This is a genomic window from Chloroherpetonaceae bacterium (genome assembly GCA_025056565.1).
Classification (GTDB): domain Bacteria; phylum Bacteroidota; class Chlorobiia; order Chlorobiales; family Thermochlorobacteraceae; genus Thermochlorobacter.
On sequence record JANWWA010000016.1, the window covers coordinates 32,919 to 51,274 of the forward strand.

The 18,356-nt window shown below is 49.2% G+C and carries 16 protein-coding genes; 3 read left to right on the top strand and 13 right to left on the bottom strand.

Annotated elements, in window-relative coordinates; translation table 11 throughout:
* Nucleotides 1-11 precede the first annotated feature (11 nt).
* Both NZM05_11110 and NZM05_11115 read left to right on the top strand, forming a co-directional pair.
* Entirely contained in the window at nucleotides 12-464 is a 453-nt protein-coding gene (locus NZM05_11110) for a hypothetical protein (protein ID MCS7014160.1), read from the top strand.
* Nucleotides 465-541: 77 nt separating this feature from the next.
* Nucleotides 542-2,374: a pyruvate kinase gene (locus NZM05_11115; GenBank protein ID MCS7014161.1), complete on the top strand. Its 1,833-nt coding sequence runs from the start codon at nucleotides 542-544 to the stop codon at nucleotides 2,372-2,374.
* 14 nt (nucleotides 2,375-2,388) lie between these two features.
* Here the strand turns inward: NZM05_11115 and lptE are convergent, their stop codons facing one another.
* From lptE to bchH, 5 genes are all read right to left on the bottom strand, one after another.
* Nucleotides 2,389-2,889 carry an LPS assembly lipoprotein LptE gene (gene lptE / locus NZM05_11120; protein MCS7014162.1) on the bottom strand — a complete coding sequence of 167 codons (501 nt, stop codon included), beginning with the start codon at nucleotides 2,887-2,889 and terminating at the stop codon, nucleotides 2,389-2,391.
* A gap of 3 nt (nucleotides 2,890-2,892) precedes the next feature.
* Nucleotides 2,893-3,720, bottom strand: coding sequence for an SDR family oxidoreductase (locus NZM05_11125; protein MCS7014163.1), 828 nt, complete (start codon nucleotides 3,718-3,720; stop codon nucleotides 2,893-2,895).
* A complete protein-coding gene (locus NZM05_11130; protein MCS7014164.1) occupies nucleotides 3,717-4,256 on the bottom strand; it encodes a tetratricopeptide repeat protein in 540 nt (179 codons plus the stop codon). The genes NZM05_11125 and NZM05_11130 overlap by 4 nt, the downstream gene beginning before the upstream one ends.
* Nucleotides 4,257-4,342: 86 nt before the next feature.
* Entirely contained in the window at nucleotides 4,343-5,182 is an 840-nt protein-coding gene (locus NZM05_11135) for a hypothetical protein (protein MCS7014165.1), read from the bottom strand.
* A 218-nt stretch (nucleotides 5,183-5,400) separates the two neighbouring features.
* Nucleotides 5,401-9,210 carry a magnesium chelatase subunit H gene (gene bchH, locus NZM05_11140; protein MCS7014166.1) on the bottom strand — a complete coding sequence of 1,270 codons (3,810 nt, stop codon included), beginning with the start codon at nucleotides 9,208-9,210 and terminating at the stop codon, nucleotides 5,401-5,403.
* A gap of 395 nt (nucleotides 9,211-9,605) precedes the next feature.
* Here bchH and NZM05_11145 point away from each other — a divergent pair, with 395 nt between their 5' ends.
* Nucleotides 9,606-12,539: a caspase family protein gene (locus tag NZM05_11145; protein ID MCS7014167.1), complete on the top strand. Its 2,934-nt coding sequence runs from the start codon at nucleotides 9,606-9,608 to the stop codon at nucleotides 12,537-12,539.
* 68 nt (nucleotides 12,540-12,607) lie between these two features.
* On the opposite strand, the gene coaBC is transcribed toward NZM05_11145, so the two are convergent.
* From coaBC to NZM05_11185, 8 genes are all read right to left on the bottom strand, one after another.
* Nucleotides 12,608-13,858, bottom strand: coding sequence for a bifunctional phosphopantothenoylcysteine decarboxylase/phosphopantothenate--cysteine ligase CoaBC (coaBC, locus tag NZM05_11150; GenBank protein ID MCS7014168.1), 1,251 nt, complete (start codon nucleotides 13,856-13,858; stop codon nucleotides 12,608-12,610).
* Nucleotides 13,855-14,238: a PIN domain-containing protein gene (locus NZM05_11155; protein ID MCS7014169.1), complete on the bottom strand. Its 384-nt coding sequence runs from the start codon at nucleotides 14,236-14,238 to the stop codon at nucleotides 13,855-13,857. Before NZM05_11155 ends, coaBC begins: the two co-directional genes overlap by 4 nt.
* A complete protein-coding gene (locus NZM05_11160; protein MCS7014170.1) occupies nucleotides 14,235-14,453 on the bottom strand; it encodes a DUF2281 domain-containing protein in 219 nt (72 codons plus the stop codon). The genes NZM05_11155 and NZM05_11160 overlap by 4 nt, the downstream gene beginning before the upstream one ends.
* 3 nt (nucleotides 14,454-14,456) lie before the next feature.
* On the bottom strand, nucleotides 14,457-14,837 hold the full coding sequence (locus tag NZM05_11165; protein MCS7014171.1) for a PIN domain-containing protein: 381 nt from the start codon (nucleotides 14,835-14,837) through the stop codon (nucleotides 14,457-14,459).
* A 1-nt stretch (nucleotide 14,838) separates the two neighbouring features.
* Nucleotides 14,839-15,060, bottom strand: a complete 222-nt coding sequence (locus tag NZM05_11170) for a DUF2281 domain-containing protein (GenBank protein MCS7014172.1) — start codon at nucleotides 15,058-15,060, stop codon at nucleotides 14,839-14,841.
* Nucleotides 15,061-15,063: 3 nt separating this feature from the next.
* Nucleotides 15,064-15,450 (bottom strand): PIN domain-containing protein, encoded by a 387-nt coding sequence (locus NZM05_11175; protein ID MCS7014173.1) that lies wholly within the window; start codon nucleotides 15,448-15,450, stop codon nucleotides 15,064-15,066.
* Nucleotides 15,451-15,690: 240 nt separating this feature from the next.
* Nucleotides 15,691-16,782, bottom strand: a complete 1,092-nt coding sequence (gene ychF / locus NZM05_11180; GenBank protein ID MCS7014174.1) for a redox-regulated ATPase YchF — start codon at nucleotides 16,780-16,782, stop codon at nucleotides 15,691-15,693.
* Nucleotides 16,783-17,100: 318 nt separating this feature from the next.
* Complete coding sequence (locus NZM05_11185) at nucleotides 17,101-18,279, bottom strand: tetratricopeptide repeat protein (protein MCS7014175.1); 1,179 nt, start codon at nucleotides 18,277-18,279, stop codon at nucleotides 17,101-17,103.
* Nucleotides 18,280-18,356 lie beyond the last annotated feature (77 nt).

Here is an 18,356-nt window from a genome sequence, read left to right on the forward strand (position 1 = left end):
CTAAAAAGACGATGCGAGTCTTGGTCCGTCTGCTATTTCTCATCTTCATTGCACTATTCATTTATTTTGCCTTTTTCCGCAAAGAAGAACCCGTTACGGTAGACAGAGTGAAGCAAGAGGCAGAAGCTGTGAAACGAAAAGCCAAAGAGGCAGTTGAAGCTATAAGCCAATGGCAGAAGGAAAAAGATGAACTGATAAGGCAAGCCGAAGAGGAGGTAAAAACAGCGACGCAGAAGATTGATTCACTAAAAGATGCAGTGCAGTACATCACAAGTGAACAAAAGGAGGCAATTCGCAAAGAAATCAAAGAGCTGGAGGAAAGGAAAACAGCGCTAGAAAAAGAGATTGAAACGATGAAAGATGCAGGTGCAGAGGCTTTCCAAAGCATTAGGCAAGGTTTTGAGACAGCCTTACAGTCGCTTAGAAAAGTGTTAGATAAGCCAGAGAAGGGGACAAAACCGTAGTAGCGGTGGCAAAGTGAGGTGCTGGCTAACCCTTGTGGGGCTACGAGTGGCATGCGTAAAAGACGGTTTGCAATGCGATGAGGTTCAAGAAGCGAGAACTGAAGCAGATTCTGTCTGAGATAGAGGCAATTTTGCTGCGCACCAAGTCGCTGGAAAAAAAATACCGCAAGCGGCTTGAGAGTGTTCACCCAGCAAATGTCCTCAGTGCCAAGAACTTGGTACACTACCTTGCGCTGCGCGCGTCAGATGTGCGGGCATTGCAGCATCAGTTAAGTCGTTATGGCTTGTCGAGCTTAGGGCGATCGGAGCGACATATTCAAGCTACACTGATGGCAGTGCGCGCAATTTTGAAAGCGCTGCTTTACGGCAAGAAAGTGCGCAAGATTAGCCCACCGATTTCAGTCAAGAAAGGGAAAGCACTGCTTAGGCGCAATGCTGCAGCGCTTTTCGGCAAAAGGCCGCACGGTAGCCATATTGCTGTAATGGTGACGCTCTCGAGCGATGCGGCGGACGACGAGACCTTGATTAGAGACTTGGTGGCCGCTGGAATGAGCTGTGCAAGAATTAACTGTGCGCACGATGACGAGACCATCTGGCGCAAAATGATTGCAAAGGTCAGAGCGGCTGAGCAGGAGCTGGGTCAGTCGTGCAAAGTATGCATGGATATGGCTGGGCCGAAGTTGCGCACAGGGCCAATGAAACAAGGTGAGCAGGTAGTGCATCTTTCACCCGTGCGCGACCTCTACGGACGCACTGTTGCGCCCGCAATCGTTTATCTGTCGCCAGCAGGAGTCAGCATAGAGCCAGATATGCTGCCCGTAGAATCGGAGTGGCTCAGCAACTTACAGGAAAATGACACGGTGTGCTTTACCGACACACGCGGCAAAGCAGGCAAACTTAAAATAGAGCAAAAGGTAGGAGAGCTTTGGCGCGCTAAGTGCTACGACTCTGCCTACCTTGCAGCAGGCGTAGAGCTTATACTGGAACGTTCAGGCAAGCGCACAGCCGTGCAGACACTACCCCCTCGTGAAGAGAAAATCATCTTGCGAGTAGGCGATACGCTAATTTTGCATCGCAGTCCAGTGCCCGGCGAACCGGCAGAGTACGATAGTGAGGGCGGCTTGGTCAAAGCAGCACATATCTCGTGCACATTGCCAGAAGTCTTTGAGCAAGTAAAAGTCGGTGAGCCAATTCTCTTTGATGATGGCGCCATTGAGGGCGTCATTCGACAAGTGTCCAGCGAGGCATTAACCATTGAGATTACCCACACTACCAGTGAGGTCGGCAAACTGCGAGCCGACAAAGGCATTAACTTGCCTGAAAGCAACCTTCGGCTCAGTAGTCTGACACCGAAGGACAAGGAAGACCTGCGATTTATCGTCGAGCATGCAGATTTGGTAAGTGCGTCGTTCATTAACTCGGCAGATGATATTTCGCTCCTGATTGAAGAGCTGCACCGATTAGATGCGCCGCACTTAGGAATTATTCTGAAAATTGAGACGCAGAACGCCTTTGCAAACCTGCACGAGATTTTGCTAACCGCAATGCAGCACTACCCGATTGGGATGATGATAGCGCGAGGCGACCTTGCACTCGAGGTGGGCTGGGAAAATCTTGCTTCCGTGCAAGAAGAATTGTTGAGACTGGGCGAGGCGGCTCATATTCCAATTATCTGGGCAACGCAGGTTTTAGAAACACTGGCAAAGAAAGGACGACCTTCACGGGCGGAAATCTCCGATGCCGCAATGGCGGAGCGTGCAGAAGGCGTGATGCTAAACAAAGGCACGCATATTCTTGACACCATTCAAATGCTTGAGCGCATTATTAAGTCAATGCGACCCTATCAAGAAAAGAAAACGCCGCTTTTGCCCGCTTTGCAGATGGCAGTTGAAAGCAGCCTCGAGGAATAAAAGACACACAGGACTTACCAGCCCGAGAGAATTTTGTTAAGCATATCGTCTGCAATCGTAAGAATGGCGCGCTCAATAGCTTGCTGCTGGGCGATGAAATTACCAATCGGATAATCTTGCACGCCACTGAACTCTTGCCGAAAAAGAGTTTTTTTCTTGACAAGGTCACGGTAAGTAGCAGAAACGCGAATCGTGATGCGGTTTTGCGTAGCGCGCTCTGTTTGCCCACCAATCACACTAGGCACATCGCTGTAGCCCGTTACAGTGGCTTCTACAATGGAGTGTGCCTCTGTGCGAGATTGCTCAATGATGAGCGGACTTTGTGTCTGAATGCGTTTGGTAAGCTCTTGCGTAAGACGCTCACGCAGGTTAGGCACGCCGCTGCGCGATTCATCGTTGAAAATTGGAATTGCAATCGTCTTGATGTGGGGCGGAAGCGCAGCACCCGTAAAGGAGTAGCACGATGCAAAGAGTGGTAGAACAAGACAAAGAAAAAATAGCCTAAAGCACTTCATTGCTCAGTATTCTTGACGGTCGATTTTGCCAAAGGCACGGCGAAAAGGATAAGTCAAAAGTAATTGTCTAGCGCGGTTGGCGTCAAGTGCAGAAAGAAATAGCCCATTTTTACCGTCACTCCAAGAGCTAGCCATCTTAACGGCCAGTTCAGCCGCCACGCTAGGTGGCTGTGCGAAAATGTCTTGCACCTTTAGAAAGCGCTCAAGTCGCTTTTGCATCTCAGGCGTTGGGTTGCGTGTGCCCAAAATTTCGGTGCGCACCATTCCCGGATTGAGCAGCATAATCTCAATGCCCAAGCCTTGATACTCTTCTGCAAGCGAAAAGGTAAGGCGCTTGATGGCTGCTTTTGATGCAGCGTAACCGCTAATGCACGCTGTGCTATCGAACTTTTTTTCGCTGGAGCCTGCGCCAGCCATGTTGATAATTTTGCCGCGTCGCTGTGCGAGAAAATAAGGCAGGACGGCGCGGCAGCCGTGATAAGTACCTTTCAGATTGATTTCAATTGGCTCATACCACGCTTCCAAAGGCGCATCGACGATTTTGCGATAGGGTTCTGCTACGCCAGCGTTATTAATCCACACATCGAGCTTGCCAAACTCTTTAAGCGCGAAAGCAAGAAGCGCCTCTACATCTGAATACTTCGAAACATCGCACACTTTTCCACGTGCATTCGGCGATGAAAGGGCTTGCAACGCTGCATCGAGATTGGTTTGACTGCGTGATGAGACAACTACGCAAGCGCCTTCCTCAAGAAATTTCTGAGCGATGGCTTTGCCAATCCCCTTCGTTGAGCCTGTAATGACAGCGACTTTTCCTTCTAAGCGTTTCATTTCGGCGGAGATATGATGGAGACAGAAATGCCACTTGGCAAAAGGGAGGTCGAAGTATCTGGCGAAAACAATTGGTCTGCAGGCTGCCCTAAATGCTGCAGTTCAAATCGTGCAGATTCGGCTAAGCTGTGTGTGGGATAGCGTTCCAAAAAACGTGCATAGAGTAGGCGAGCAGTAGCTGTGTCATCCAAATAGTTATGCTGAATGTAAGCCATCATAAAAAGCGCTTGCGCACCTTCTTGGGAAGTTGGATAGCGGGCATAGAGTAGCTCAAAGTGTTGAAGAGCTTGCTGCGGTTTCTGGGCGCTAAGTCGCATTTGTGCAGACTTAAAAAGCGCATAGGGTGCGCGCGGTGAATTAGGATGGCGTTCATAGAACTGGAAATAGGCATCGGCGGTGGAAAGAAATGCGTCAGGCAAACTGGCCCGTGCAGCTTGCAAGTCTAATGCGTGCCAGTATTCGGCTTCATTCTGCCTGAGGCAGCCAGAAGCAAGTCCCACCACCAGCAGCGTCAGAGCCCCTCCTTTTCGCAGCAAAAATGTCGTCACGCTTTGCAGTGATGATTGGTTCAAGCGCAAAAATACAGAGAAATAAAGTGCGGCTAAAATGCAGATAATCTATGCTAATCAGCAGAGTGAATCTCTTTCTCAAAGTCAGTTTGTAGCGTGTCAATGATTTGAAAGACCTCAAACTCGTTTTCGTTGAACTTAACTTTTCTGAGCCAACCCTCATTGTCAAAGTAATGCGTAACATTCGCATAAGTAAACTGGGCATGTGTGTTGGGGCTAACTACAAGCAAGTTCTTCGGATGGTGTCCTTTTGTGTCGTCAATATGATGCACTTCGAAATACGGTGTGCCATGTTTGGTTAAGAAGGTAAAGCCTGTAACCTGACACTTGCCCGAATACAGCGCAAGCAGAATCTTTCTTATTGAAAGAGGAATGTTTTCTTTCGCTCTTGCTTGGCGCTTGGGCACCACTCTTCTTGGTTCAATCGCTGCTTTTGACATTACGACAAACTTATTTCTCAGAATTTCTTCTCTCGACAGGTTTGTAACATCGGAGATTTGTCGCAAAATAGCTTCTGACTTTTCATCGTCATTAGCTTTGTCAAAGGTGTTAAGTTTTCGCCGCAGTGTAGCTTGAAAGACACGTTCAGGAATGAGCCTATACTTTCGGTCATCGAGTATCTGGATAACTAACTCTTCGCCGTCTTTGACCTTGTATTTCTCGTAGAATGAGCGCAGCCCGCCGATTCTGCATTCACGACTGCTGCTACGATATGGGGTAAATGTTTTAGGTTCAACTTTTCCGTGTTCGTCTTGCAAATACACCTGCCTGACATTCTGTGGAAATAAGTGGGATAAGGAAGCAGGTATAGCAAGTAGCCCTTTGTCGATGCGGCTTTGAGTGGTTTTGATAGTGATGTAGTTAAGTGGTAAATCCGCTTTAACTCTTTGCATGATGCGCGGTAATAAGTTGTTATGAGCCTTTTGGTCAAGAAAATATCGCAATCAGGAGTTGGAGATTGGGAAGCATAGTGCGCTGAAAGCAAGCCGCTTATCCTGAAAAAGCTTGCTGCCTTGGGGCAGATTTTGCAATTTAGAATCAGTTGCGAGTTCATAAAGAAGGTTGTGCAGCAGAATCTGCCCCGCTTCATAGCTATTGCTGCTGGCAGCGCCTAATTCACAATACCCTCGAGGCGGTCTTCTAAATCGGCGTATAGCTCGCGCAGTTTATTGAGCGTCTCGGTATCGGCTTGCCACAAGCCACGACCGCTGGCTTCAAGCAAACGACTGACAATGTTTTTCATTGCTTGTGGATTGAGCCGAGTCAGCCGCTCACGCATCGTCTCGTCGAGAGCAAAGATCTCGGCAGCTTTCTGATAGACCCAGTCATCGACGCTCTTTGTAGTGGCGTCCCAACCCAGCATATAAGTCATGCGGTTCGAGATTTCTGCCGCACCGCTATGTCCATGTGCCAGCATTCCTTCATACCACTTGGGGTTGAGAAGTTTTGTCCGATACTCCACTCGTAAGGCTTTCGCTACCTCGTCAATCTTCACATCTGCCGTGAAGGATTCTACATAATTCAGTTTCACCGCTTTCACTGTAGGGTTACGCTTTTCAGCGCAGAGCTTGAGCGCACCTGAAGTAGAGAAGTAGTGGTCAATATCCGAAATGCCAAACTCAACTGAATCAACCTGATGCACCACGCGGGAAACTGTGCCAAGCAACTGTTCCAGTGCCTCAGTTTCTTTCTTGCCATTTCGAGCACCACCATAGGTGAATGCATTGCGGCGAATGAACAGTGCATCAAGGTCGTTGTCGCTCTCCCACGCAGAGTCTTCAATCATATCGTCAACATATGTGCCATACATACCAGGGGCTTGGGTAAAAAGCCGAGCCGTAGCGCTCTCAAACGAAAGACCTTGACGCAAAGCAGCGCTGACATGCTTCTTGATAAAATTCATTTCTTCAGGTTCATTGGCTGCAGCAGCGGTTTTGATAAGGGTATCGAGATGATTCATCAAGATACCGAATGTGTCACGAAAGACAGGTGAAAGGTGCATCAGGACATCAATGCGGGGACGACCAAGTTCTTCGAGTGGGATAAGTTCATAATGCGAGATTTTATTTTGACCGTCATAAGCAGGACGCGCACCAATAAGACGAATCACCGTTGCAACCGCTTCGCCTTTGGTCTTAATGGTGTCCAAGCCCCAAAGAACCTCTGCAATGGTTTCCGGATAAGTGCCATGTTCTTCCAGATGTTGAGCGATAATAGCCTCAGCAATTTGTGCGCCTTTTGCAAAAGCCAGTTCCGATGGAATGCGCCACGGGTCAATAGCGTGAATGTTTCTGCCTGTAGGCAATACATTTAGCCCATCGCGAATGAGGTCGCCGCCAGGTCCAGAGGGCAAATACTCTCCGTTGAGAGCCTTTACAAGTGCGTCAAGTTCATGGGAGTTGTCGGCTAAGCTGTTCATCAAGGCTTTGGCGCTGTGTGTAATGGTCTCTAGTGCCTCCGCCGTTTGGCGTGAAATTTCAGGCGTAGAAGTTAAGTTGCGCCACACTTCAATAGGGCGCTCTTTGCCGAACACCGCTCGCTCCGTGAAGGTAGTGCATGCCGCATCTATCTGCTCACGAAGCGAAATCGCTTGTGCATCACCTTTGCGGGCAGCAGTAGCAAGATGCGCATAATGCTTGAAGGGGCTTTGCGGGTCAAAGGCACGAAGGAAGAGACTCGGTAGTGTATGCTCTAAGCCTTGCGCTTTGAGCACTTCCGTTACCGTCAGGATTTGTGTCTCAATGGGTGCAGCTTGCCCAAAAGTGTGAAGCGAGTGGGTAATCAAGCGATGCTCAAGCTCTCGAAGATAGACATAAAGACGGCTGGCATAGTCGCTAAATGCTTCACCCTCTTTGCGTGGAAGGTCGTTATTGAGCGAAAGCAGTTCTACTGTTTGCATAATCGCTTCTTCAATGCTGGGGTCGCTCTGGGAATAGCGCTCACGGTAGTCGCTAAGCATATCCCGCAGAACGGGAAGTTCGCGATAAAGTCCAGCACGTGCAAGGGGTGGAGTGATGTGTGAAATCATCACGGCGTAGCCACGTCGCTTAGCAAGAGCAGATTCACTGGGGTTATTAACGGGGTAGAGATAAAAATGCGGCACTTCACCAAGCAAGGCATCAGACCAGCACTTGCGGTTCATACCGAGCTGCAAACCGGGCAGCCACTCGGCAGAGCCATGCATTCCGACATGGATAAGGGCATCGGCTTTGAAAGCGCGGCTTATCCAACGGTAGAAGGCAAGATATTGGTGATGTGGTGTGTTTTGTTTATCAAAAAGCAATCGCATCGGGTCGCCTTGAACGCCAAGGCGCGGCTGAACGCCAATGAAGATATTGCCAAAGCGAAGCCCGCCGATGAATACAGAACCATCCGGCATGGGGGCAATGTCGCCTGCAAACTTTCCCCAGCGTGCCTCAATTTTGTGCTGCTCCCGCTCAGATGCAAGCTCTTCGAACTCAGCGGCCGTAACCGTAAGTGCTGCCTTAGAGCTATGCATACGCTGGGGGTCAGTTGCAGCATCTAAGGCTTCGAAGAGTGCTTCAGGAGATTCTGGCAGCAGGCCAACTGTGTAGCCTTCTTTTTCCAATCGCTGCAAAATGGCAAAGAGGCTTTTGGGAACATCCAGCAATGCGGCTGTAGCTTTTTTGCCCAAACCCGGTGGATAGTCATAGACCACAAAAGCCAGTCGCTTTTCGCTATTTTTCTTGCGGCGCAGCGCGACCCACTTTTGCGCAAGATGAGTAAGGCGCGCCAAGCGGTCAGGCACAGTGGTCATCTTGCCTTTAGAAAGGGCGCCAAGAACGACGGGAGCGACAGCACCATCCATTTCTGGAATTGAGTAGGTAACGGTTGCTTGCATTGGCGAGACGCCCACTTTGCCCCACTGGTTGTAGTCCTGCGTTGCAAGTGGATGCGAGACGGTATATGGCACGTTTAGTTTTCTAAGTAGCTCTTCGGCGATTTTAGTCTGTGAGCCGGGCTTTGTGGAGCCAGCTGGTCCACCTACAAGTCCAAAGCCCATCGTGTTGACAAGAAAATCCAAGTGCGCCTTCGATAGCCACTCACGCACAGCGATATGTGCCTCCACACCCATTACGAACACAGGCAGCGTGTAGAAGCCTTTTCTTTCAAAAGCCCGAATAATGTCGTCAATGTAGGTGCGTTCTTGAAGCAAATGTTTGCGGAAAAAGAGAAGTCCAACGCGTGGAGCATGTTTTTCATCAATGCCAAGCTTGCGGAGATGTTTGGCTTGCCAGCTGAAAAATTGGCGAATATCCTTGAAGTATTCCGTGCCATCAAGGTGAGCATCAGGGTGGTAGAGACCCATGGTAGGAATCTCAATCAGCGGTGGCACTTCAAGTGCGGCACCAAAATACTCACGCAAAATAAGCTTGAACATAGAGACGATATTGTCCGAAATCGGCTGCAACCAGTATGCATAGACTTGCATCCAGTTCTTAAAGTCCCTTGCCTTGTCGGGAATAAGTGGAAGCAATGTGCGCATCAGTTTAAGTAGCTTGAGGTAACCATAGAGAGTATCTTCATCACGACCACGCACAAGTAGCTTGGTAACCTTCTTTACACTCTCGGGCATACCACTGCCTGTGCCCTTCGGGGCAAAAGAGCCGACTTTGGTTAGCGCCATCACTTCGGGCATAGACTCGAAAGCAAAGACCGCTGTGGCACGTGAGCGTTCAACTTGTGCTCTTAGCCACTCAGCGTGACTTTTGAAGGTAATCATCGACGCAAAGATGCAATCTGCATCTTTAAGAGCGTCTGCAAGACTTGGGTTCTGTGTCTCGAGGTCGTGGTCAGTAAAGTTTTGGAGTTCAGCGTGTGGTGCTAAGCGAGATTTGACATCAGCCCAGAAGCGATGATTGTAGTGCTCCATTGCCAGCACAGCTACAATCTTCCTCATAGTTATCCTCCTTTGATGTGGTGCAAAAAGCAAGTGATTTGCAACAAGAAAGATAAGATTTTTCTTTTGCAAATCGCTTCCGCCGCCAAGCTGACGGCGTTAGCAGAAAGTAAATGCAGGCGCATTGTGCTTGACCATGCAGGCAGATGCTTTTGGCAGATGCTATTTGCTGCTGCTTGGGGATTGAACCAAGCTAGCCAAGATGCACACACACTGTTTGATGTGGAGGGCGTTTTAGTGGAACTTGCGTATATTCTTGCGCTACCTGCATTGATGCTGACTTACCGCATCCCAATGCATCCTAGCACCATCTCGTTAAGGCACATTCCTTGAAGTCGCTCAAAGCAAACATTGTTGAACAAACTGACTTTTCTTAACGCAAACTTGCTACGACAATGAACCCACTATCTGCTGCCTCGCTTTTCTTTTTAGTGCTGCTCTATGCGCTACCGCTTTTCGCGCAAGAAGAAGAGCGCGCCGATGTTCCCAAAGACCCTATTCTGCGAATAGAGACAGGGATGCACACAGCGATAATTAACAGAATTGGTGTTGACGCAGCGCAGCGTTTTCTCGTGACAGCTTCGCAGGATAAAACCGTTCGGGTCTGGGACTTAAAGACGCAGCGCTTGCTACGCACGTTGCGTCCGCCGATTGGACTCCACGAAGATGGAAAACTCTTTTCAGTTGCCATCTCGCCTGACGGCAAGACGGTGGTGTGCGGCGGTTGGACGGGATACGACTGGGACGGAAAGAATTGCATCTATGTTTTTGACCGTGAAACAGGCAATTTGGTTCGGCGCATTACGGGCGTGGAAGGCGTTATCAATCACCTGACATTTTCTCGAGACGGGCGATACCTTGCGGCGACTTTGGGCGGCGGTTTTGGCTTGCGCGTGTATAGCGCTGCAAACTACTCGCTGGTTGCCAGAGATGCAGATTATGGCGGTAGCAGTTACGGCGCTGATTTTGACGCATCGGGGCGGCTAGTTACCTCGTGCGAAGATGGTTTCATTCGGTTGTATGATGAGCAGCTTAAGCTGAAAGGAAAAGCACGACTCAAAAGCGGCAAAGATCCCTTCCAAGTAGCATTTTCACCCGATGGCAAGGTAGTGGCAGTCGGATTTAATGATGCTGCCTGCGTAGAAATCGTAAGCCCTGCACTATTAAACACGGGTATCACAGGGCTAAACATCACAGTTGGCAAGCCAGAGGGTGACTTCATCTTATCTGCAGTAGCGTGGTCAGCAGACGGCAAGACGCTTTATGCAGCAGGCACGTTGAGCAATGCAGACAGTCGCAAACTGATTCGTGTGTGGCGCAATGAGAATTCGGCCACAATCAAAGAATGGCTCACCGAATCGTCAAATGTGATCACGCAACTCTTACCGCGAAAAGAAGGCGGCATCATTTTTAGCGCTGGTGACCCATGCTTCGGCGCCCTTGATGCCGCAGGCAATAAAGTCTTTCACAAAGGCGCACTGAACCCAGACTTTCGGGGTATGCACCAGAGTTTTCGCGTTTCTGAGACCGGAGCTATTGTGAATTTTAGCTATGCCTACAACGCAAAGAAAATAGCGTCTTTCTTTGTCAATGAGCGCGCCATTGACCAATATGACCCCAAAGCCACAGGAATGTATGCACCCCTGACCGAAGGACTGCCCATTGCAGATTGGCGAGGCTATGAACCAAAGTGGCGGGGTAAGCCTATTGCGCTCAAAAGTTATGAGCGTTCACTCAGTTTGGCGATTGCGCCCGATAAAAAGTCGTTCTTACTGGGCTGCGATTTTTCGCTGCGCCGCTATGATGCCTCTGGCAAGGCCGTCTGGCAAAACTCCGTGCCCGGCGCTGCGTGGGCGGTCAATGTTACGCAGGATAACAACTTAGCAGTTGCGGCATTTGGCGATGGCACAATTCGCTGGTTTCGCTATGACGATGGCAAAGAACTGCTGGCTTTCTTTCCTGCAAACGATGGCAAGCGTTGGATTATCTGGACGCCCGAAGGTTACTACGACGCTTCGGCAGGTGGCGAAAGCCTCATCGGCTGGCATCTCAATCAAGGCAAAGCCAAAGAATCGCTCTTTTTCTCCGTTGGGCGCTTTCGCAATAAGTTCTATCGCCCTGATGTAATCGCTAAAGTCTTGGAGACGCTGGATGTGGAAAATGCACTCATCGCGGCCGATGAAGAGCGCGGAATGAGCAAAAGCCAATCCGAGGCATCACGGCAAAATTTCAAGCTCAATGAGGCTCTGCCGCCTGTGGTGTCTATTCTTTCGCCTGAGAATGGCGCGGAGGTTTCTTCGTCGCAAGTGTTAGTGCGCTATGCTATAGAGTCGCCGTCCAAAGAAGCGATTGCGGCGGTCAAAATTCTGGTTGATGGGCGACCTGCTACAAGCACACGTGGCTTGAAAAAATCACTGGCGCAAGGCGTCGTTGAAGAGCAAGCGACGGTAACGATTCCTGAGCGTGACTGCGAAATTTCCATCGTAGCAGAAAACAAGTTTGCGGCTAGCGAGCCAGCCAGCGTGCGCGTAGCGTGGAAAGGCAAAGCGCCAGCGCAAGATGAATTTGTCGTCAGGCCGAAACTCTATGCGCTCGTGATTGGCGTGAGCCAGTATCAAGAGTCGTCGTTGCAGTTGAATTTGGCAGCCAAAGACGCGCAGGATTTTGCGCAAGCGTTGCTGGCTCAAAAAGGCGGGCTGTATCAAGATGTGGTGGTGAAATTGCTGACGGATGAGCAAGCCAGCAAGGATAATGTGCTGGACGGGTTAGAGTGGTTGCAAAAGGAGGTAACAAGCAAAGATGTGGGTGTGGTGTTCTTTGCAGGACATGGCATCAACGACAACAACGGCACATTTTATCTGATGCCTGTAGATGCCAATCCAGAGAAGATTAAGCGCACGTGTTTGGAGTTTAGTCAGTTCAAAACGACGATTGCATCGCTGGCAGGGAAGGTGGTGGTGTTTTTAGATGCATGTCATAGCGGCAGTGCAATGGGCGGGGCGCAGCGGCGCAGTGCAGCGGCAGATATTACGCTGGCGGTCAATGAGCTGAGCAGCGCGGAGAACGGGGCAGTGGTGTTTTCGTCATCGACAGGGCGGCAGTATTCGCTGGAAGATGCAGCTTGGGGCAATGGCGCCTTTACGAAGGCGTTGGTGGAAGGGCTGAGTGGCAAAGCCGACCTGACTGGCAAGGGCAGGATTACAGTCAATATGCTGGACGTGTTTATTTCGGAACGGGTGAAGGAAATTACCAAAGGCAAACAAACGCCCACGACTGTCAAGCCACCGAATGTACCTGATTTTCCAATTGCTGTGAAGATGAAAAAGTAGCCATGAGGCCTTCCCCACCGATGGGCTGAGTGGTAGAAGAAGTAGGTGGGGCGGTTATAGCATTTTCACTAGGCGCTATCGGTGCGAAATTTGGAGAGCGTGAGTTTCAGGAGTGCTCTGGCGGCTTCTTTCTTAGACATAAGCGGCAATGCGTGCTGCTCGCCTGTGCGAGAGAGAAGTGTGAGGCGGTTGGTGTCGACCTCAAAACCAGCGTTGGGGTCATTGGCGCAGTTGAGCGCAATCCAGTCCAGATTTTTCTTTTCAAGTTTGGCTCTGGCATTTTCGAGCGCATGACTGGTCTCTAATGCAAATCCAATAGCAATTTGATGCGCTCTCTTTTGTTGCCCGAATTCTAAAAGGATGTCTGGATTTTTGACCAGTGTGAGCACGAGTCGGTCGCTATCTTTCTTGAGCTTTTGCGGTGCGATATGTTCAGGGCGATAATCGGCGACCGCAGCTGCCGCAATGAAAACATCGCATCGCTCAAAATAAGCGTGTGCCGCTGCCAGCATTTCTTCGGCGCTTTCGACATCAATGCGCTCCACATTAGGTGGGGTTGGCAAGGGCGTTTTCCCTGTAATCAAGATAGTCTTTGCACCCCACTCAGCAGCTGCCTCTGCCAGTGCGAAGCCCATTTTACCAGTTGAAAAATTGGAGATAAAGCGCACAGGGTCAAGGCGCTCACGCGTTGCGCCGGCTGTTACGACAATGCACTTTCCCGCAAGCCATTTTGACGCAGAGGTCTCGAAAACCTCAGCGATATGCTTAAAAAGCGTCTCTGGCTCTGGTAAGCGACCCTTACCTATCAAGCCTGAGGCTAACTCGCCATATTCAGGTTCAATGATGATGCACCCATCTTGTCGCAGCAAAGCTAAGTTGCGTTGCACTGCAGGCGCGCTAAGCATCTCGCCATCCATTGAGGGAAAAATGAGGCGTGGGCGTTCAGGTCGCAGCGCAAGAAAGAGCACACTGAGCATATCATCGCTGAGGCCATGTGCAAGTTTGGCGAGCGTGTGAGCCGTTGCAGGAGCAACTACGAACATATCTGCCCATTCACCTAAGCGAATATGCTCCGTCCAATCTTGTTTGGCATCGTGCGTGGGAAAAATGTCGCAGAGCACTTTGCGCTGTGAAAGTGTCTCAAGTACCGCAGGAGTGACAAACTCCTTTGCACGCTGGGTCAGAACCACTTGCACGTCTGCACCTGCTTTTTTGAGCAAACGCACAAGCAGTGGTAGCTTGTAGGCAGCAATGCCCCCTGAGATGCCTAATAGAATGTGCTTGCCGTGCAGCGCATTTAAGGTATCGTGGTGACTCACTGTGGTTCAATGCGTTTAAGGTCAGTGCGGTCAAAGTCTGCATCAAAACTTACCAGCTCCAAGCCGTGCTTCTTTGCCAGCGTGTATTGATACGCATCGTCAAAATCTAAGCCCCATCTGAAAATGTTGTGTGTCAAAGCGCCAAAATCCTCAGGCATAAGTGCCAAGATGCGAATGCCTGCACGATTTAAGTCTTGCCCGAACTGTGCAAGCTCGCTGAGCTTGTTTGACCAGAAGAGTTTTAGCCCGATGCTATCGAGCGAGTAGTTTGAAAGAAAGAGCGTGCCCAAGTCTTGCGAAGTAATGTATTCAACGGCAGCTTGCGCCTTCTCTTGCTCCAAGAGAATCTCGAGGAAGATGTTCGTATCAAGCAGCTTCATTTCGCGCCTCTTCGCTCTAAAATTTCCTTTTGCGCTTCTAATGCGGTTTGTTTCAGCTCTTTCAAGCAACCACGCCACGAAAAGCTCATACTAACTTTTGGCGATTTTTGGAGGGCTTCCTTCCAAGCAAGAAACTCAATGAAGTCCAGTGTTTCTTGCTGGTGCTGTGGGGAGAGTTGTCGTGCTTTTTCGGTGATTTGTTCCAGAAGGCTCATTGCTCACTGTGGTTCAATGCGTTTAAGGTCAGTGCGGTCAAAGTCTGCATCAAAACTTACCAGCTCCAAGCCGTGCTTCTTTGCCAGCGTGTATTGATACGCATCGTCAAAGTCCAAATTCCACTGGTCGCTATAGGCAATGAAAGCTGCGATGTCTGCATCCTGCAAATAAAGCCTCGTAACACGGTTGCGGCGCAAGTCTTCACAAAAACTTTGCCAAAGTGCTTTGCGCTTTACGGCAAAAAGCTTAAGCCCAATTGAGTTCAGCGAGAACTCTGAGATATACAGTGAGCCCTTGGGCTGTGCTTGCAGGAAATTTCTGGCGGCTTGCTCCTTTTTCTGGGCAAGCAGCACTTCCAGAAAGACATTGGTATCAACGAGCATACTAGTCTGTTCTAAGCCACAGTTCTTTCAGCTCTGCTTTAAGTTCGTCAGCAGTTTGATGAAGCTCTTTAAGTCCGCCAGCCCAAGCAAAGCTCCATTCGCTGGGCTCGCTATCTTGTTGCATTTCTTTTGCAAGCAAGAATTCAATGAAGTCCAGTGTTTCTTGCTGGTGCTGTGGGGAGAGTTGTCGTGCTTTTTCGGTGATTTGTTCCAGAAGGCTCATTGCTCACTGTGGTTCAATGCGTTTAAGGTCAGTGCGGTCAAAGTCTGCATCAAAACTTACCAGCTCCAAGCCGTGCTTCTTTGCCAGCGTGTATTGATACGCATCGTCAAAATCTAAGCCCCATTTGGAAATACTCTCTTCGAGGAGTAAATACTCACTTGGCATTAAGCCTAATACATTTAGGTTAGAGCTCACCAAATCCTGAACAAATTGGCGGAAGACATTCATTTTCTTCTGCCTATGTAGGATAATGCCAATAGAATCCAGAGAGAATACCGAGCAACAAAGGTAGCGAGCGGAGCGTGCCTTCAAGAAATGCTCAGCTGCATCAGCTTTTTGCTGCTCACACAGCACTTCCAGAAACACATTTGTGTCGACTAAATACTTCATTCCTTACTAACTCTCCAATCCATCACCTTCTTTTGCAATTCAAGCGAGCTATGATACTGCTGTCTAAGCTCTGACAGGGCGCCACGCCAAGAACAAGATAACCTTCGCTCTGCAGATGTTCTGGCAAGCAAGAATTCAATGAAGTCCAGTGTTTCTTGCTGGTGCTGTGGGGAGAGTTGCCGTGCTTTTTCGGTGATTTGTTCCAGAAGGCTCATTTAAACCATTGCGTTTAGTGAAATCTTACACGTTGAAACGAAAGAGCATAATATCCCCATCTTGCACAATGTAATCCTTGCCTTCAATCGCTAACTTACCAGCCTCTCTAACTTTCTGTTCAGAGCCAAATCGCAGTAAATCTTCATACTTCATTACTTCGGCGCGAATAAAGCCCTTCTCAAAATCAGAGTGTATCACGCCAGCTGCCTCAGGAGCTTTTGCACCTTTGCGGATTGTCCACGCATGCACCTCCTTTTCTCCAGCCGTGAAGTAAGTCTGAAGACCCAGAAGGTCATAGGCAGCACGAATAATTTTGTCTAAGCCAGACATGTCCAAACCGAGCGATGCCAAGAACTCTGGTTTTTCATCTTCAGGAAGTTGTGCAATTTCTGCCTCGAGCTTGGCGCAAACAACAATGACTTTCGCACCTTCTTTGGCTGCTACTTCTTCCACTTGTCTTGTGTAAGCATTTCCAGTAAGCAAATCAGTTTCACTCACATTTGCGACATACAGCACTGGCTTTGAGGTAAGTAGAAAAAGTGATTTCAGCAGTAAGGTGGCTTCCTCTGTCTCAGCAGCCAGTCGAGCAGGTTTGCCTTCGCCAAGCAAGGTGAGAACTTTCCGAACCAGTGCAAGCTGCGGCTCGAGTTTTGCGTCTCGTTTGGCGTCTTTTTCTAACTTGGGTAGACGCTTTTCGAGCGATTCCAAATCTGCAAGGATAAGTTCCGTTTCTATGGTCTCAATATCGCGCTTCGGATTAACAGAGCCATCAACATGGACAATATTCGGATCATCAAAGCAGCGAACCACGTGAATCAACGCATCGACCTCGCGGATGTGTGAGAGGAACTTGTTTCCCAATCCCTCTCCTTTTGAAGCCCCGCGCACTAAACCCGCAATGTCTACAATCTCTAAGGTAGCGGCAACAATTTTGTTAGTCCTGACAATTTTTGCCAGCTCCTGCAAGCGCTTATCAGGCACAGCCACTGTGCCAACATTCGGCTCAATCGTGCAAAACGGATAATTCTCAGCGTCAACTTGCTGCGCTGTAATCGCATTAAACAGCGTGGACTTACCTACATTTGGAAGCCCTAAAATTCCAGCACGAAGCGACATAGTTTCCTTTGAGCGTTACTTGAAGGAAAGGGCTAAGTTACAAAATCTCATAAGTAACTGCGAGTTTGAGGACAAGTTACATCGCAGAGATAGGAGAGTGAAAGTAGAACGGGCAGAAGAGCCGTGGAAACGCCAAGCACTTCGAACTATCCCCTTTCACACAAGAAGCGAACAGCACTGCGGTAGTGACTGCACTATGAGGAAACTTTCGCCCTGCCTTATGCTGAACGCGCTCCGCAGTAAGAAGGTGAAGCGAAAAACAAAGTTTGCTTTGCTGCAGCGTTTCTGCCCCTCAGAGCACAGTGACGTAGAGAGCAACTACAGGTTGAACTCTTTCTTGACAATCTCTACGTTTTTCTTCTCGTTTGGGTCTTTGGAGCCAAGCTCTACATACTTTTTGAGCATTGGAATAGCTTCAGCTTTGCGCCCTGCATCAATGAGTGCCGTAGCAAGGTTAAAGTAGCCCAAAGCATAGTCTGGATTATCCTCAACAACTTTTCTGAGGACTTCGACGGCTTCACGAGCACGGCGGTTGTCTTTGAGGAAAAGTCCGTAGTTGGTGCGCGGCGCTACATTGCGTGGGTTGGTATTTAATTCCACAGCTTTCTTGAAGGCTTCATCCGCTTTCTTCAATTCACCTGCTTCAGCACAGACATCGGCATAACGCATGTAGTTTGGTAAGTTTCTAGCCTCTAAGCCTACTTTCTGCATATGGGCGATAGCACGCTCATAGCCTGCAATCATCTTTTGGTAATCCTCTTTGCTAGGACGGTCTTTACCTTGCGCTTTGGCGCGAGCGCGATAGGCTTGCTCCAAGTTGTAGACTGATTTTTCGTTGCCTTCTATGTTTTCATCGTTACGGTTGCGCATAAGAGCAGGACCATATGCGTCCACAGACTTTTCGAAGAGTTGAATTGCTTCGTCGAACTTCTTTTGTGCCTGCAGTTGGATACCAGCTTGGCGCGTGATTTTGGCGTAGAGCGAGGGAAATTCTTCTTTAATCTTTTCGGCGTAATAGACGGCAGAATCTGCTTTGCCAGGTAGCATCATATAACAGTTGGCAATATAGTTATGAAAGCCCACGTAAAGATTTTGAAGTGAGTCTCGGGTTGCTTTATCGCCTTGAAAAGGCGGTTGCGGCAGAAGACTAAGACCTTGCAGAAAGACGGGAATAGCTTCGTTAGGGTAGCCTGTGCCTTGCAGGAAAAGCCCATAGTTGTTGATAGCATCAATGTTTGTTGGGTCTTCTTTAACGGCTTCCTGCATCATTTTGAGCGCTCGGGTTTGAATCTGATCGAGCTCAGCCTCGAGCTTCTTGATCTGGTCAGGTGGAGCCGTTGCCATCGCAGCTTGTTTTTCCTGATAAGTTCGATACTCGAGCAAAGCTGCCTTCATTTTCTCGTTAGAGCGCTCGCGTGGGGTGCCACAGCCCACAATGCTCACGCCCAAAATCAGCAAACAAGCCGTACGCAGAAGCAAAAAGCGGTTTTTCTTCATAGTGCAAGTAAGTGAGTTTGAGTTGATGATCCTTGCGTTTAGATACGGTTTGGTTGCAAACGCGCAGTGTCAAGACA

Coding starts and splice junctions, on each gene's coding strand:
- NZM05_11110 (MCS7014160.1), top strand. CDS start 12: ATGCGAGTCTTGGTCCGTCTGCTATTTCTCATCTTCATTGCACTATTC.
- NZM05_11165 (MCS7014171.1), bottom strand. CDS start 14,837: ATGCTCGTTGATACCAATGTCTTTCTGGAAGTGCTGCTTGCCCAGAAA.
- NZM05_11145 (MCS7014167.1), top strand. CDS start 9,606: ATGAACCCACTATCTGCTGCCTCGCTTTTCTTTTTAGTGCTGCTCTAT.
- NZM05_11115 (MCS7014161.1), top strand. CDS start 542: ATGAGGTTCAAGAAGCGAGAACTGAAGCAGATTCTGTCTGAGATAGAG.
- NZM05_11185 (MCS7014175.1), bottom strand. CDS start 18,279: ATGAAGAAAAACCGCTTTTTGCTTCTGCGTACGGCTTGTTTGCTGATT.
- NZM05_11135 (MCS7014165.1), bottom strand. CDS start 5,182: ATGCAAAGAGTTAAAGCGGATTTACCACTTAACTACATCACTATCAAA.
- NZM05_11175 (MCS7014173.1), bottom strand. CDS start 15,450: ATGAAGTATTTAGTCGACACAAATGTGTTTCTGGAAGTGCTGTGTGAG.
- ychF (MCS7014174.1), bottom strand. CDS start 16,782: ATGTCGCTTCGTGCTGGAATTTTAGGGCTTCCAAATGTAGGTAAGTCC.
- lptE (MCS7014162.1), bottom strand. CDS start 2,889: ATGAAGTGCTTTAGGCTATTTTTTCTTTGTCTTGTTCTACCACTCTTT.
- NZM05_11125 (MCS7014163.1), bottom strand. CDS start 3,720: ATGAAACGCTTAGAAGGAAAAGTCGCTGTCATTACAGGCTCAACGAAG.
- bchH (MCS7014166.1), bottom strand. CDS start 9,210: ATGAGGAAGATTGTAGCTGTGCTGGCAATGGAGCACTACAATCATCGC.
- NZM05_11155 (MCS7014169.1), bottom strand. CDS start 14,238: ATGAAGCTGCTTGATACGAACATCTTCCTCGAGATTCTCTTGGAGCAA.
- NZM05_11160 (MCS7014170.1), bottom strand. CDS start 14,453: ATGAGCCTTCTGGAACAAATCACCGAAAAAGCACGACAACTCTCCCCA.
- NZM05_11170 (MCS7014172.1), bottom strand. CDS start 15,060: ATGAGCCTTCTGGAACAAATCACCGAAAAAGCACGACAACTCTCCCCA.